This window comes from Parabacteroides sp. PFB2-10 (assembly GCF_029893085.1).
In the GTDB taxonomy this organism is placed as follows: domain Bacteria; phylum Bacteroidota; class Bacteroidia; order Bacteroidales; family Tannerellaceae; genus QVMG01.
This window is the reverse complement of sequence record NZ_JARXWI010000012.1, coordinates 1-15573: the sequence shown is the minus strand read 5'-3', so window position 1 is coordinate 15573 and position 15573 is coordinate 1. Positions and strand designations below refer to the sequence as shown.

The 15573-nt window shown below is 45.8% G+C and carries 13 protein-coding genes; 7 read left to right on the top strand and 6 right to left on the bottom strand.

The window, feature by feature from the left end; all coding sequences use genetic code 11:
- Positions 1-380: 380 nt before the first annotated feature.
- From M2137_RS10990 to M2137_RS10980, 3 genes are read left to right on the top strand one after another with little or no spacing between them, the layout of a single operon-like run.
- Positions 381-1649: a Gfo/Idh/MocA family oxidoreductase gene (locus M2137_RS10990; protein ID WP_280766489.1), complete on the top strand. Its 1269-nt coding sequence runs from the start codon at positions 381-383 to the stop codon at positions 1647-1649.
- Entirely contained in the window at positions 1646-1888 is a 243-nt protein-coding gene (locus tag M2137_RS10985; protein ID WP_280766488.1) for a hypothetical protein, read from the top strand. Before M2137_RS10990 ends, M2137_RS10985 begins: the two co-directional genes overlap by 4 nt.
- Before the next feature lie 21 nt (positions 1889-1909).
- A complete protein-coding gene (locus M2137_RS10980; RefSeq protein ID WP_280766487.1) occupies positions 1910-2728 on the top strand; it encodes an FAD:protein FMN transferase in 819 nt (272 codons plus the stop codon).
- Here the strand turns inward: M2137_RS10980 and M2137_RS10975 are convergent.
- A complete protein-coding gene (locus tag M2137_RS10975; RefSeq protein WP_280766486.1) occupies positions 2688-3182 on the bottom strand; it encodes a cold shock domain-containing protein in 495 nt (164 codons plus the stop codon). The genes M2137_RS10980 and M2137_RS10975 overlap by 41 nt on opposite strands.
- Before the next feature lie 30 nt (positions 3183-3212).
- Positions 3213-4337, bottom strand: coding sequence for a DEAD/DEAH box helicase (locus tag M2137_RS10970; RefSeq protein WP_280766485.1), 1125 nt, complete (start codon positions 4335-4337; stop codon positions 3213-3215).
- A gap of 546 nt (positions 4338-4883) precedes the next feature.
- Here M2137_RS10970 and M2137_RS10965 point away from each other — a divergent pair.
- The 3 genes from M2137_RS10965 to M2137_RS10955 are packed head-to-tail and all read left to right on the top strand — an operon-like array spanning position 4884 to position 7962.
- Positions 4884-5081 carry a PspC domain-containing protein gene (locus M2137_RS10965; protein WP_280766484.1) on the top strand — a complete coding sequence of 66 codons (198 nt, stop codon included), beginning with the start codon at positions 4884-4886 and terminating at the stop codon, positions 5079-5081.
- A gap of 2 nt (positions 5082-5083) precedes the next feature.
- The gene (uvrB, locus tag M2137_RS10960) at positions 5084-7105 is read left to right on the top strand and encodes an excinuclease ABC subunit UvrB (protein ID WP_280766483.1); all 2022 of its coding nucleotides are present in this window, start codon (positions 5084-5086) and stop codon (positions 7103-7105) included.
- Positions 7102-7962, top strand: a complete 861-nt coding sequence (locus M2137_RS10955) for an N-acetylmuramoyl-L-alanine amidase-like domain-containing protein (RefSeq protein WP_280766482.1) — start codon at positions 7102-7104, stop codon at positions 7960-7962. The genes uvrB and M2137_RS10955 overlap by 4 nt, the downstream gene beginning before the upstream one ends.
- Here M2137_RS10955 and M2137_RS10950 read toward each other — a convergent pair.
- A complete protein-coding gene (locus M2137_RS10950) occupies positions 7943-10042 on the bottom strand; it encodes a DUF5686 family protein (protein WP_280766481.1) in 2100 nt (699 codons plus the stop codon). The two genes, M2137_RS10955 and M2137_RS10950, sit on opposite strands and share 20 nt — an antisense overlap.
- 258 nt (positions 10043-10300) lie before the next feature.
- Here M2137_RS10950 and M2137_RS10945 point away from each other — a divergent pair, with 258 nt between their 5' ends.
- Complete coding sequence (locus tag M2137_RS10945; protein WP_280766480.1) at positions 10301-10999, top strand: Crp/Fnr family transcriptional regulator; 699 nt, start codon at positions 10301-10303, stop codon at positions 10997-10999.
- Between the two features lie 53 nt (positions 11000-11052).
- Here M2137_RS10945 and M2137_RS10940 read toward each other — a convergent pair whose 3' ends face one another.
- Genes M2137_RS10940 through dnaG form a run of 3 tightly spaced genes read right to left on the bottom strand, consistent with a single transcriptional unit; the run spans position 11053 to position 15350 of the window.
- Entirely contained in the window at positions 11053-12369 is a 1317-nt protein-coding gene (locus M2137_RS10940) for an ABC transporter permease (protein WP_280766479.1), read from the bottom strand.
- On the bottom strand, positions 12366-13283 hold the full coding sequence (locus M2137_RS10935; RefSeq protein ID WP_280766478.1) for an ATP-binding cassette domain-containing protein: 918 nt from the start codon (positions 13281-13283) through the stop codon (positions 12366-12368). Before M2137_RS10935 ends, M2137_RS10940 begins: the two co-directional genes overlap by 4 nt.
- Before the next feature lie 6 nt (positions 13284-13289).
- Entirely contained in the window at positions 13290-15350 is a 2061-nt protein-coding gene (gene dnaG / locus M2137_RS10930) for a DNA primase (protein ID WP_280766477.1), read from the bottom strand.
- Between the last annotated feature and the right edge of the window lie 223 nt (positions 15351-15573).

Below are 15573 nucleotides of genomic sequence, written 5' to 3'. Positions count from 1 at the left end.
CGCCAAATGTCTGACGCAAATGTTAAAATCGCGATTGTAAGCAAAATGCCCGTTTTGCTTATAAATCCATACGTTAAAAAGTGTTTCTCCCGGGAGTTTGTCTCTGAAGTCCCGCTTTTTTGCGCGCAAAGTCGGGCGGAAATTACAAATCGTAAATTGGGGGGTTCGCCGAAAATGGGCAAATTAACATTTGTTAATATACGGATAGGGTTTTGATATCATTTGTGCTTTTTTGTTAAAAAAACATTACATCTGCCCTTATCTCACAAACCTCTATTACTTTTGAAGGTTTGTTACAGGAAGAACACAGCGTTTGAAAAACACAATCTGAAGAATAAATAAAAATCATAGGAAATAACATTTGCAAAATTTGTTTTATTATGGAAAGACGAGAGTTTTTAAAGAGCCTCGGAGTAGCCGGGGGAACTGTTCTGGCGGCTTCGAGTCCCTGGTTGTCGGCGTTTTCAGAAGTTGACCATACAAATAATTCACGCGCTAAATTGGGGATCATCGGCCCCGGTTCTCGCGGGCAGTTCTTATTAAGCTTCCTGAAAAAGAACCCGAATGCCGATATCATAGCCCTTTGTGATGTCTATCAGCCATCGATCGACCAAACACTGAAGTTGTATCCGCAGGCCAAAGTCTACAAAGACTACCGCGCGCTTCTTGAGAATAAAGAGGTGGAAGGGGTGATTGTTACGACTCCTTTGAATACCCACTGCCAAATTGTATTGGATGCTTTTGATGCCGGAAAACATGTGTTCTGCGAAAAAGCTCTTGCGATGACAATCGAAGATTGCCATAAAATGTATCAGAAGCATCGTGAAACGGGTAAAATATTCTTTGTCGGCCAGCAACGTCTGTTCGATCCCCGCTATATCAAAACGATGGAAATGGTTCATGCCGGCACGTTCGGTGAACTGGAAGGTTTCCGTGCCTTTTGGTTTCGCAACAACGATTGGAGACGCTATGTCCCCTCCCCGGAATTGGAACGGCATATCAATTGGCGCCTCTACAAAGAATATTCCCGTGGATTAATGACCGAACTGGCTTGTCATCAGATTCAGATCGGTTCCTGGGCCATGCGTGAGATTCCCAATAAGGTTATGGGACACGGTGCGATCACCCATTGGAAAGACCAACGCGAGGTGTACGACAATGTTTCCTGTATTTATGTGTTCGATAACGGCGTCAAATTAAATTACGAATCGGTCATTTCCAACAAATTCTATGGCCTGGAAGAACAAATATTAGGACACTTAGGAACCGTGGAACCGGAAAGAGGGAAATATTATTTCGAGACGTTTGATCCGGCTCCTGGTTTCTTGCAATTGGTGAATGATCTGGAAAACAAATTGTTTAAATCGCTCCCGTTTGCCGGAACAAGCTGGGCGCCCGAGACGGCCAATGTGAATCATGGGGAGTATATTATCGGCGAAAAACCAACGACAGACGGTACATCCCTGTTGATCGATGCCTATGTAGAAGCAGTGATCACCAGACAGCAGCCTAAGAATATTGCTGAAGAGGGCTATTATGCCAGTGCCTTGTGCCTGTTGGGACATGACGCCATCGAAACAGAGCAGATACTCACCTTCCCGGATGAATACAAACTGAATTATTTGAATCATAAAAAGATGACAGTATGAAAGACACTCTTATAACCGCAAAGCGCAAGAAAATAGAGATCATTACCTTGATCGTATGCTTCATCCTGGCCAACTTAGTGAACCTCTACGCCATCATAAGCTATAAAACCCCGTTTATAGAACTATTGACGCAATTGGGGTATATATTATTATTCACCATCGTACTGTATGCCGGTTGGTCTTGCTTACGGATTGTTTTCTATTACTTGAAGAAGTTGTTTACCAAACAGAAAGTATAAACAATAAAAGTTCAGACAGCAATGTCTTCCTATATTTTCAGGCAAACAGATCCGGAGAGTACAGTTTTTTACGCCTGGTTCGAAGCGATGCATACGCGTATCGACATGGTATGGTGTAATCTGATGGAAGAGGAATCTGTTTGCCTGGGAAATAAGATACAGGAAGAGATCAAACGCTTGGAAAAGATGGCCAATCGTTTCGATCCGGCAAGTGAATTGGCCGTGATCAACCGGCTGGCATCGAGCCAACCCATAGGAATATCGGAAGAGCTCGGGCAGATCCTGCAGGAGTGTATCGGGTATAATCAAAAAACTTTCGGTGTATTCGATATCACCATCCAATCGAATAATAACGACAGAAACCGGACAGACCACATCGTTTTTGATCCGGACAATCAGACAATCTTCTTTCAAAATGCGGATATACAACTCGACCTGTCGGGCTATATCAAAGGCTATGCACTCGACAAGGTGAAAGAATTATTGACAGCGTACGGCTGCTGCGATGCGCTTGTCAGCATAGGAAACAGTTCTGTCTTTGCTATGGGCAACCACCCGATGGGCAGCGGTTGGAAGGTAAGTACTCAATATACAGGAGGGGCTCTCTCTGCGGAGAACAAAGAAGTAACGCTCTACAATGAGTTTCTAACCACTTCGGGCAACGAAACAGAGGAGCGAAAGCACATTATAGACCCGGCCACCGGCCACTATGTCACCGGGGCGCGCGCCGTATCTGTTATCACTGAAACAGGTGCGATAGGAGAAGTTCTGTCGAAAACATTATTTATCGCACCAAAAATCATTCCGCTTCTGCGGCCGTTTCGTCAGGTGTTTCTTTAGGTGCTTCTTTGGGAACTGGTTTGTCGGCCAGCGCGATTCGCACGGCATTCATGCCTTTCTGTCCCCGTTCCAGTTCGAATGTCACCTTATTGCCCTCTTTGATCTGCGCCGGAGCGCTGCTGATATGGAAGAAATATTTCTCCATATTGTCGAGGTTCTTGATAAAACCATAGCCTTTATCGGGATTGAAATGCTCCACACGTCCTGTTAAGATCGGATCTTCCACATCTTCTTTCTTTGGTGTAGAGATGATAATGTCCTCTACGTCGATCTGCGTCTTAGTCTGTTCGGGTGGCGTATCGGTGATCACGCCATTCTCATCCACATACGCAATCATGTCTTCAAAGGTGGTATTGCCACTGTTTGCTTTGCGTTCCTCTTTGCGTTTTAGCTTTTCTTGCCTTTTCTGTTCTTTTTTCTTCTCTAATTCTCTTTTGTTGAATGATATTGCCATCTTTTATGTATTAGTTTTTAATGATTACTATTATACTGAAGCAGGTACCGTATTCAGTTTCTTGCCTGTCAGTTTTTGAATGTCTTTCACCATCGGATATTCCTCGGTGGAGCAAAAAGTGAGTGCCATGCCGCTATGTCCGGCGCGTCCTGTCCGGCCAATGCGATGCACGTAGGTCTCTGCCACGTCGGGCAGGTCATAGTTGATCACCAGTTCCAGCTGATTAATATCGATCCCCCTGGCGGCAATGTCGGTTGCAATCAGCGCTTGTATATGATTCGACTTGAAGTCCGCTAAGGCGCGTTGTCGGGCGTTCTGCGATTTGTTGCCATGAATGGCTGCGCTGCCTATCCCTGCCTTCGAGAGGATCCGGGCTATCTTGTCGGCTCCGTGTTTTGTGCGCGAGAAGATAAGAGCGGATTTCTCTTTGTCCTTTTTCAATAGATCGATCAACAGGTCTTTCTTCTCGGGCTTTTCCACAAAATAGATGTATTGTTCAATCGTATCTACCACCGAAGATACGGGGGCAACCTCCACCCGAACCGGTTTATATAGGATCGAGCGCGAGAGGGCGACAATAGAGTCGGGCATCGTGGCTGAAAAGAAAAGCGTCTGCTTCTTTTTCGGCAGCTTCGGTAATAGGCGTTTGATATCGTGAATAAAGCCCATATCGAGCATACGGTCTGCTTCATCCAATACAAAATGCCGGATAAAATCCAAGCTGATAATCTTCTGGTTCATCAGATCCAATAAGCGTCCCGGCGTGGCGATCAGGATATCCACACCCCGTTTCAGCTTCTCTACCTGTGGGTTTTGGTTTACACCTCCGAAAATAACCGTATGCCGCAGATCGGTATATTTGGCATAATCGCTAAAGCACTCGTCGATCTGAATCGCCAGCTCCCGTGTGGGGGTAAGCACCAACGCTTTTATTTCGCGACGTCTTCCGCCGGATCTTTTCTCCTGTAGTTGTTGAATAATAGGGATTGCAAAGGCGGCCGTCTTGCCGGTTCCGGTCTGTGCCAGACCCAACAGGTCGCGGTTGTTTAAGACAGGCGGAATAGCCTGTTCTTGTATAGGGGTAGGATTTTCATATCCTTTCTCTTGCAAAGCCTTTTCTATCGGCTCTATGATATCTAATTCTTTAAATGTCATCGTTTGTTTTTTTCCTGTTCTTGACAGGTCGGTTCACTATATGCCACGAAAGTTTTCTCTTCGCGACGGTTAATACTACAAACAAGGAAGTTGATTTTGTTGTCGATTTTGACGATAGGAATACCTGCCAATCAGGAGACAGTATAAAGCCTTGTGACGAAAGATACAATATAAACTCGATTGTTCATCGGCAAAGATACGAAAAATAATCGAGATGAAGCCCCTAATGCTTCTGAGATCCTTAAAAGCCCATAAACTCATTTTACTCTGCACTTCGCTTCGCTCGCTAAGCGATCTTCGATTGACAAAATGATAGCAAAATCGCCATTTTGCTTTACAATATGATACGTTAAAAAATGTTTCTCCCGGGAGTTTGTCTCCAAAGTCCCGAGATTTCGGAAAAAAACTCCCGCGATTTTGACAAAATGACAAAATTGACTTCTCGAAGGTCCTTTCCTATTTTCTTCATAGTAGGCGAGGAGAAAATCAAAGAAAACACTATCTTTGTATTAAGTATTTTAATCGAAAACAAAAATTAGCTTACTTATGGAAGGGAAAAGACTTACACGTTCTCTTAAAGACAAAATGATTGGTGGTGTGTGTGGCGGTATTGCCAATTACTTGGGTTGGGATCCCACGTTGGTTCGTGTTGCATACGTTCTGTTAAGTGTATTTACGGTATTTGCAGGTGTTCTGGTGTATCTGATCCTCTGGCTGGTGATGCCACAGGAAGCCACGGTGTAAACATGCATTTTGAACTGACTTCGGCTTTTCGTCCGACGGGAGATCAGCCTGAAGCGATTGCTGCTCTTACGGAGGGCATCAACTCAGGTGTGCCGTTTCAAACCCTGTTGGGAGTAACCGGATCGGGTAAGACATTTACAGTGGCCAATGTGATCAAAGAGGTGCAACGCCCCACGTTGATATTAAGCCATAACAAAACATTGGCGGCACAACTCTATAGCGAATTTAAGACCTTTTTTCCGCATAATGCGGTCGAATATTTTGTCTCTTATTACGATTATTACCAGCCGGAGGCCTACCTGCCTTCGAGCGATACCTATATTGAAAAAGATCTGCAGATCAATGATGAGATCGACAAACTGCGCCTCAGGGCGACAGCCTCGTTGCTCTCGGGACGCAAGGATGTGATTGTGATCTCGTCGGTCTCCTGCCTGTACGGTATGGCCGACCCGAGGGCTTTTGCCGAAAGGGTGACCCATATTCACCGAGGCATGCAAATAGATCGCGATCAACTGTTGCGTCGTTTTGTAGATGCCTTGTATATCAATAATAAAATAGACTTTCAGACGGGCTGTTTCCGGGTGAACGGTGATACGGTCGATATCTTCCCGGCCATAGAAGGCTATGACGGGGTGGCGTATCGTATTGAGTTCTGGGGCGATGAAATTGAACGGATCTCTTCTTTCAATCCACAAAGCGGAGAGGAATACGACGAGCAGGACGAATTGAATATATATCCTACAAACCTGTTTGTTACCACGAAGCAACAATTGGACAGCGCGGTCAGCCAGATCGACGTAGACTTAGGGCGTCAGGTTGAATTCTTCAATGAGATAGGGAAGCCATACGAAGCCAAGCGATTGTATGAACGGGTCACGTTCGACCTGGAGATGATCCGTGAATTAGGACATTGCTCCGGAATAGAAAACTACTCCCGTTACTTTGACGGGCGTGAAGCGGGCGAGCGCCCTTATTGCCTGTTGGACTATTTCCCGGATGATTTTTTGTTGGTGGTCGATGAAAGCCATGTGACGATTCCGCAGATTCGCGCGATGTATGGCGGCGACTATTCCCGAAAGAAAAACCTGGTGGAGTTTGGTTTCCGCTTGCCGGCTGCTATGGATAATCGCCCTTTGCGGTTTGAAGAGTTTGAAACGTTGACGCCACTGGCGATCTATGTGAGCGCGACACCGGCTGATTATGAACTGGAGAAGAGCGAAGGGGTGGTGGTCGATCAGTTGATCCGCCCGACCGGATTGTTGGATCCGATCATCGATGTACGTCCTTCGCTGAATCAGATCGACGATTTGATGGAGGAGATAACGCAGCGCTCTGCCGCCAACGAGCGTGTGTTGGTGACGACGCTTACCAAGCGCATGGCGGAAGAATTGACAGCCTACCTGACCCGTATGGGCGTTCGTTGTAACTATATACACAGCGATGTGGAAACGTTGGATCGTGTGCAGATTATGGAAGACCTGCGCAAAGGGCTGTTCGATGTGTTGATTGGCGTCAACCTCTTGCGCGAAGGGCTCGACCTGCCGGAGGTTTCGCTGGTGGCCATACTGGATGCCGATAAAGAGGGATTCCTTCGTTCGCATCGTTCGCTTACGCAGACCGCCGGACGCGCGGCGCGTAATATAAACGGAAAGGTTATTTTTTATGCTGATAAGATTACGGAGAGTATGCGTCTGACCATTGAAGAGACCAACCGCCGCCGTGAGAAGCAGTTGGCCTACAACGAGGCACATGGCATTACGCCTACGCAAATTGTGAAAACAAGCGTTTCGGCCTTGGGCAAAGCGGGTTCTTCAGGGGAGGCAAATGCATATATAGAACCGGAAATAACCCTGGCGGCCGATCCGGTGGTGCAATATATGGATCGCCATCAGTTAGGGAAGGCGATCGAACGAACGAAGAAGCTGATGGCGGAAGCGGCCAAGAAGCTCGAATTTATAGAGGCGGCGCAGTATCGCGACGAACTGATCAAATTGCAGGATATGTTAGAAACCAAACCGCTATGAAACGCTTCATCTGTCTAATTAGTTTTCTTTTCCTGGCTCTTTCCTGCGCGAATGGGCAGAAGCCCGGGCGGGAACACTTCTATGATACACCGGAGGACAGAGAGATTTTTGCGGCTTATCTTTCTGCCATGGAAGGTAAGAATGAGAGATCTATGGCCGATTTGATCGTGGAAACGGCTCTTTTCTTTCAAGAGACTCCCTATGTCGGGGGCACTTTGGAGAAAGAACCGGAAGGATTGGTGATCAACCTGCGGGAGATGGATTGCCTGACATTTGTGGAAAATGTATTCTCGTTGGTGCGTACCTTGAAAGACAAAGATCCATCTTATGACACCTTTTGCGATTACCTGCAACAATTACGCTATCGCGAAGGGCAAATAACCGATTATACCGACCGCTTGCATTATACAACGGATTGGATCTTTGAAAATGAACGGAAAAGTCTGTTGGAAGACAAGACAAAGGCAATCGGAGGGGAGCCGCTGGCGCTTTCTCTTTCTTTTATGTCGACACATCCGGAAAGCTATGCCCAGTTGAATGAAAATCCCGAGCGGATTGCTGTAATGGCTGAAAAGGAAAAGGAAATCAACAGGCGTTCTTATTATTATATCGCGGAAGAGGAGATCGATCGCTTGGCAGACGGTATGCGAAGTGGCGATATGGTTGGTTTTGTTACATCCATTGCCGGCCTTGATATCTCGCATGTCGGCATTCTCTATCGCACGAAAGGGCGACTGACCTTTATCCATGCCTCTTCCACGGCAAAGAAAGTCATTGTACAAGAGGGAACTTTGACTGATTATGTAAAGCGAATCAAGACCAATAAAGGGGTGATGATCATTCGATCTCAAAGGTAAACCGCACGCCAAAACGTTCGAAATCGGTTTTGGCAAATCCCGCGAAAACAGCAATATTGAAGATCGCATTTCCGAATCCATAGCCAATCTCTGTGTAACTGGGTAGGGCGGGCGTCCATAACTGTCCCAGGTAGAGGCGTTCGGAAAGCACATGCTTGGAGGCTTTCTTGTCCAATAGATTCATCAGGATAAACGGACTTTCATACATTAGATGGGCTTGCACATACTTATCGGAGGCATTAAACCACTCCCGTCGTAAGGTATGGAAGACGCCGCCAATCCGTTCGTCCCAAGACTCGGGGAAATTACGACGCGAGAAATACTGGAAATCGGCAAAGTAAAGGCTTGATTCTTTTTGCGTAAACAGACCTGCGCTGATATGGTAGTTGAATCGTTTGAGCAGTCCCAGTTTGAGGCTTTGGTGGATATCGGCTTCCACCCGGGTATAATTACCTATGCTATTGAATACTCCCGGAATCCCTTTTGCTACCTCGATCGACATCGTCGGGTAATAGGAGCGGACATACTCTTTTTTCTTCCCATTCATACGGTAGAACTGGCGCGGCGTATAGCTTAATCCAACAACTGGGGTGAAATCATAAAAGCGCTCGTCTATCAACTCTTCGATCTCTTCCCCGGGATTGACATTCTTTTTCTTTATCACCGGGTCACGGTAGTGGTAAGATACCCCTGTAAACAGCTCCAATCCGTTAGCAAGTTCAATGTTATTACGCAGATCAATATAGTAATGACGGTAATAATCCAGGTTTAAATCGTTGAAGTCAAACAGCGAATCTTTCAGATGCTCATTGATCTCATATTTCATGCGGGAGGAATACGTTTGATTGTCATTCGCTACAGTAAGCTGCACATACCCTTTTTTCTCGGGCAGATAGTGCATCTCGGTCAATAATTTGAAATAGAGTTCTTTTCTTTTGAACAGATAACCCACTTCCGGACGGATAAGCAATTGACGGTCGTTTTCAAATGTTTTGGTGATTCTTACCTGCTGGCGATACGAGAGTCCGCTTCGGGATGAGTATCCAAGCTGTAGCGGGTTCAATAAGCCCGAATAGCGGATACGCGTTGAGTGCATATTATAACTAATCGTACTAGCCAGCTTTTCCGTTAGTTTCAGGTAATCGGTCTTCGTGGAGTCTTTTGTCGTGGGCAACGCCTTGTCATAATTTATACTATATATATGTTCATCATCTTCGGAAAGCGCTTCATCTCGCTTCTCATCCCAATAAGCATCATCTTGTATGAAAGGAATTGAATCGGACGATAAGGTGTAATATTTGGTGAGATCCAGGGATTTCCACACCCGTTTGCCGTTTTTCTTTTCTTCTCTCTTTATCCATTGAACAGAAGTGTACTGAAAAGAAGAATGATAATAGCTCTCGATCGTATTGCCCAGTAGTTGGTAGCGCACAAAGAGATTCGCCTTATTAGGAAGTATCAATTGCCCAAATTGATCTCCGAAAGTCATCTCTAAATTGAATTCAGCAAAGTCATGACGTCCATGCATATCGATCTTTTCTATGCGCCATTCGTCGGAACGGATATACAGGTCACCGCTCACGAGCTTTTGACTTCTGAGTTTAGGGAGGAAACGTATTTTGTAGATATATCCTTCATCGATTTCTCTGATCTCTTCCATATTGAACTCATAATAGCGAAAAGCTTTCTGTCCGACTGGCGTAATGATGGTCTCTTCGTAAATGGTCGGAGCGTACACATTCAGATTGAGAAATGTCAGGATTTCCCGTTGTTTTTGCCCATGGGGAACAACATTCCCGTTCAATGCTTTAAAGTTATGATGGTAAAGATTGGGGGCTTCGTATTCTGATTCGCTTACTATTTCAAAAATAGTATTGGGCTTTTTCCGGTCGATTGGTATGAGATGGTGGGCATACTGTATCAGCCAGTTCTTGCGTAAGATCTCTGTTCTTCCTTTAATATAGATGTCCGCACTATATCCGGAAATGGCATTCGCATAGAGAGAAGCTTCTTCGATAACATACTTCATAATCGAATCCGCCTGATGGCGCGATTGCGGAGTAGCATTCGCAAAAGACATGAAAGTACTTTTATAAGCAGTTTCTGAGTCATTAGCATGAATATTTATCGCTATGCTAATTAAAAGGGTCCATATGGCAACTGTTCTGTTCAAATAAAACGGCCTTTTCTAAACAAATTTATGAGAAATATTCTCATTACAATGAATCATTCCTCTCATTTATCAGTGTTATCTCTATTAAAACTAATAAATCGTATTTTTGTTCTCACGGAAATGTTATATATTTGTGCTTCATAAGTATGTTATAGAACAGTCAAGGTGAAACAACAGCATGTAGAAGTCGATATTTCGGCGAGTTTATCAGAGGTTTGGAGAGTGCTGACTGAGAAAGAACGGGAAGTTCTCCGTCAGAGTGCCTCGATTCAGCATTTCAAGCGCAACGAGCTTATCTACTGTGAAGGTGATGAGCCCAGGGATATGATGTGCTTATTAAAAGGCAAAGTGAAGATCTTCAAAGAAGGAGTTGGAGGGCGTAGCCAGATTATCCGCATGATCAAGCCTGTTCAATACTTTGCTTACCGTGCTGCCTTCGCACAAGAACACTATCTCACCAATGCGGCGGCTTTTGAATCTTCTGTTGTTTGTATGATCCCGATGTCGGTAGTAAACGAATTTCTGATGACCAATCCGAATTTGGCGATGTTCTTTATTCGCCAATTATCGATTGACCTGGGCGTGGCAGACGAACGAACAGTTAATCTTACCCAGAAACATATCCGTGGACGCTTGGCCGAATCGCTGCTCTTCCTGAAAGACAGTTATGGCTTGGAAGAAGATGGTGCCACCTTAAGCATCTACCTGGCTCGTGAAGACCTGGCTAATCTCTCCAATATGACTACATCCAACGCCATCCGTACCTTATCCACCTTTGTAACTGAGCATATCATTGCACTCGACGGTCGCAAGATCAAGATCATCGACGAAGAGCGCCTGCGGAAAATCAGTAAGATGGGATAATCTTTTTATAATGTAAGGTCCTTAAAATCTTTAAAGACCTTAAGGACTTTTCTTTACTTAAATCGTAACCACTTTATCATCTCTTTGAAGCTGGGCTTTTTGCCATACATCAATATGCCCACCCGGTAGATCTTGGCCGATAGCCAAATCGCACCAATGAAAGATCCGTACAATAAAACAACGGATAGAAGCTTTTCCCAAAGCGGAATGCCAAAAGGAATACGCACCATCATAACGATCGGTGAGGTAAACGGAATCATCGAACACCAGAAAGCCAACGGCCCATCCGGATTCTCCATGCTATAAATACCTGCGTACAGGGCAAAGACCAACAGAATGGTGATCGGTGCCATAAACTGCGACGTGTCATCCGCGTTATCCACCGAAGAGCCAATGGCGGCAAAGATCGACGCATACATCATATAACCACCAATAAAGAAGATAATGAAGAAGAGGGCGATCTCCCGAAAGTTGATTGTACTAAGCATGGCAAACAACTCGGCACCCGGTTGCATTTCTACCGCTGCACCCATTCCCTGGGCGGCTTGCATACCCTGTTGCAGGGTAGCCATATCGGTACCCAGGCTACCGGCATAGAAAAATCCGCCGATGGTGAAGAGTGCCACCGAGAGTATGCCCCACATAAGTATCTGCGTCAGCCCCACAAAACCAATGCCGATAATCTTTCCCATCATCAGGTCGAAAGGACGAACAGAAGAGACCATCAATTCCACAATGCGGTTGGTCTTTTCTTCCACGACGCTCGACATCACCATCGCGCCATACATTAATACAAACATATACACGATCATGGTAAAGATAATGCCCACAACCGAAGCAACCGCCGCCGACGAAATCTGCTCTTTGCCGTCTTCTCCCCATTTAATGGTTTGAACATTAAAGCTTACCTTACTATCTTTAATAATCTCTTTCAGGTTGGGTATATTAAATGTGGCCAGTTTATCATCTTCTATCTGTGCCCGGATCGTTTGATTGACGATGCGGCTTAACTCATTAGGTACCTGTTTCTCCGAATAAAGGGTGGCAGCTCTTGGATTGGTCAATAGGTCATCCGTGATCTGCAGGATAGCATACAATTCCTTATCCGGACTATTCCGGTATTCTTCCAATGATTTATCGCTTTGAATAAAATGGTAATTGTCCACATCTTCAAACAGGGGCGCATATTTTCCGGTCGTATCGATAATCGCAATCTGCCGGACATCGCTTCCTTTGATACTTGACAACCACAACGGCACAAAAACCAATGCAACCATCATCAAGGGCATGAGCAGCGTCAGAATGATAAATGATTTTTTGCTAACCCTGTGCAGGTATTCTCTTTTGATAATCAATCCTATTTTGCTCATGACTGTTGGGAATTTGAATCGGATACTACTTTAATAAAAATGTCATTCATGGAAGGAATCTCTTCGACAAACGAAAGAATCTCATTCTGTTTGGCCAAATCGCTGATCAATGCCGAATTGGAAAACTCCTCTTCTTTATGCAGGCGTATTTCGTATACCCCATCGCGTTCCTTTTCTGAAAGAATATGGCAATAGGCCGGCATGTCGGTCAGGCTGTTGCGCAGGTGGAGCGTGTAATTGTTGGTTTTATACCGTTCACGCACCTCCGATACATTGCCGGAAAGAACTACCTCCGATCGATTGATCAATGCGATCTCATCACAAATCTCTTCTACCGATGCCATATTATGCGTGGAAAAAATAATCGTATGCCCCGCCTGTTTGAGTTCGAGAATCTCTTTTTTCAGTATCTCCGCGTTGATAGGGTCGAATCCGCTGAACGGTTCGTCGAAGATCAAGAGGGAGGGTTCGTGAATCACCGTGATGATGAATTGCACCTTCTGTTGCATCCCTTTCGAAAGCTCTTCCAGTTTCTTGTTCCACCAGGGCATGATATCGAATTTGTCGAACCAGCGCATCAATCGCTCACGAGCCACCATATAAGAAAGTCCCTTGAGCTGTGCCAGGTAAATAGCCTGTTCGCCCACCTTCATCTTTTTATATAATCCGCGTTCTTCCGGCAGATAGCCAATCTGATAGATATCTTCGGCGCGTGATTCCCGCCCGTTGAAATAAACAACTCCGCTATCAGGCGCCGTGATACGGTTGATGATTCGTATTAAAGTCGTTTTGCCTGCTCCGTTTGGCCCGAGTAAACCGAATATCTTCCCCTCGGGGACACGGATACTCACATGGTTGAGAGCCCGGTGGTTGGCAAATTGTTTGACAACATCTTTCGCTTCTAAAAAGTACATAGGTTTTTACATTTTTATGATGATTCGCTCGCCCAACTCTTTGCAGAGAAGGCTTTTGATTTTATTCAGTTCCGTTAATTGCTGCATCAGGGGCATAATGCGGTCGGTATCCTTATTGACCTGTGCCTCTTTTATCTCGGTTTGTACCCCTTTGATCCTGTAATTGATATAGGTATCTTTCAGGGCAAACAGTTCTTTCAATATGTATTGTTGCAGGCGGTCTTCTTCCTGTTCGATCTCCCGGAACTTTGTATGGTATTTGCTCAACTGATACTTATCGCTCATCAGGTTGGCCGCCAGTTGGCTGATATTCGGATCGGGATGATACAGGAAATAGCGATTGGCCGTAAAGCCTTTGTCATGCATATGCGCCACCGCCTCATCCAACATCGTTTTGTAGAGTGGCGTGTGGAATGTCAATTCATCCTGCGCCAGCTCCGTGTAGATATAATCCGTTACATTGACCTCTATCTCTTCGCCGTTCTCCTCTTCTTTGTAGCGGTAAAGGATATGCTCGCCATAACGCACAATATAGCGAAGCAACCTCAATTCATTCTTTTCATAAGGAGAACGTGAGGTTGAAACCGGGATAATCGTAGCCGCTTCCGGTGGTGTTCCGTCGGCAACTCCTTCCGGCAGATAGGCTTCGGGAGGAAGGTCGGGTGGTATCTCTCCCGGAGGCAGATCCTGGGGAGGATATTCGGGCGGAAGCGTCGTAATGGCGGGAGGGGAGGGTGGCGTTTGTTGTGCCTTCCGCTCTTCATTCTTAAGACGTATCTTATTGATCTCATTCAGTAATACCCGTTCGTCGACCTCCAACATACGGCTACACTCACGCATATAGACCGTCCGGGCTATTTCGTCGGGGATGATAGCGACCGTCCGGATAATGTCCGAGATCAGTTCCGACCGCTTGATCGGATCATTGCCTGCGTCGTCGAGCAATAATTGGGTCTTGAAACGGATAAAGTCCGTTTCGTTCTTGTCAATATATTGAATGAATTCTGTCGCGTTATGCTTGCGGGCAAACGAGTCGGGGTCTTCCCCGTTGGGCAACAACAACACTTTTACGTTCATGCCCTCTTCCAATAACATATCGATTCCCCGGAGCGCCGCTTTGATCCCGGCAGCGTCGCCGTCATACAAGACGGTGATGTTGTTGGTGAAACGGCGGATCAACCGGATCTGTCCCTGCGTAAGCGCCGTTCCGGATGAGGCGACCACATTTTCGATTCCTGCCTGGTGCATGGAGATCACATCCGTGTAGCCTTCCACCAGATAGCAACGGTCGGCCTTGACAATCGGCTGTTTGGCAAAGAAGATACCGTAAAGTTCGTTGCTTTTGTGGTAGATCTCGCTTTCGGGAGAATTGACATACTTGGCTGTCTTTTCATCCTTCTTGAGCGTACGTCCGCCAAAAGCCACTACCTTTCCGCTCAGCGTATGCACCGGAAACATCACCCGTCCCCGGAAACGATCGTTTATATTGCCGTTTTCGTAAACAATGATCAATCCGGTTTTTTCCAGAAAGTCTTTCTGATAGCCCTTTTCGATGGCTTCCTGAGCAAGCGCATCGCGTTTATCAAGGCTGTAGCCAAGCTGGAACTTACGGATAATATCCTCGCGGAACCCTCTCTCTTTGAAGTAGCGAAGCCCGATATTGCGCCCCTCTTCCGAGGTGAGTAGCTGGTTGGAAAAGTATTGTTGCGCCCAGGTATTGACAATCAGCATGCTCTCCCGGTCGCTGCGCACCTGCTTTTCCCGCTCGGTCAGCTCGCGCTCCTGTATCTCGATGTTGTATTTCTTGGCCAGAAACCGAAGTGCATCGAAATAGGTCAATTGCTCATGCTTCATCACAAAGTGAACCGTAGAGCCCCCTTCGCCACAGGCAAAACATTTGCAAATGTTTTTAGCCGGAGAAACATAAAAAGAGGGCGTCTTATCGGAATGGAAAGGGCATAACCCCACATAGTTCACCCCTCGTCGACGGAGGGTAACAAATTCAGACACAACATCTACGATGTTCGCCGCGTCAAGTATTCTGTCTATGGTGGGTTGATCGATCATTTTGTTCTTCTTGCACATGCTTTGCGCGAACACAAAAGTAATGACAATTTGTCAAAAAAGCGTTTTTTTTCCGAACTGCAAGGACTTTTTTCACAAACTCCCTAAGGAGACGACAACAGTTATAGGGAGAATTCTATCGTCGAGGGGGGGGGGGGGGGGGGGGGGCGAAGACCCACCACAAAAAAAAACAATACCCGAGAAAATAAGTTAGAGTGGCCAAACA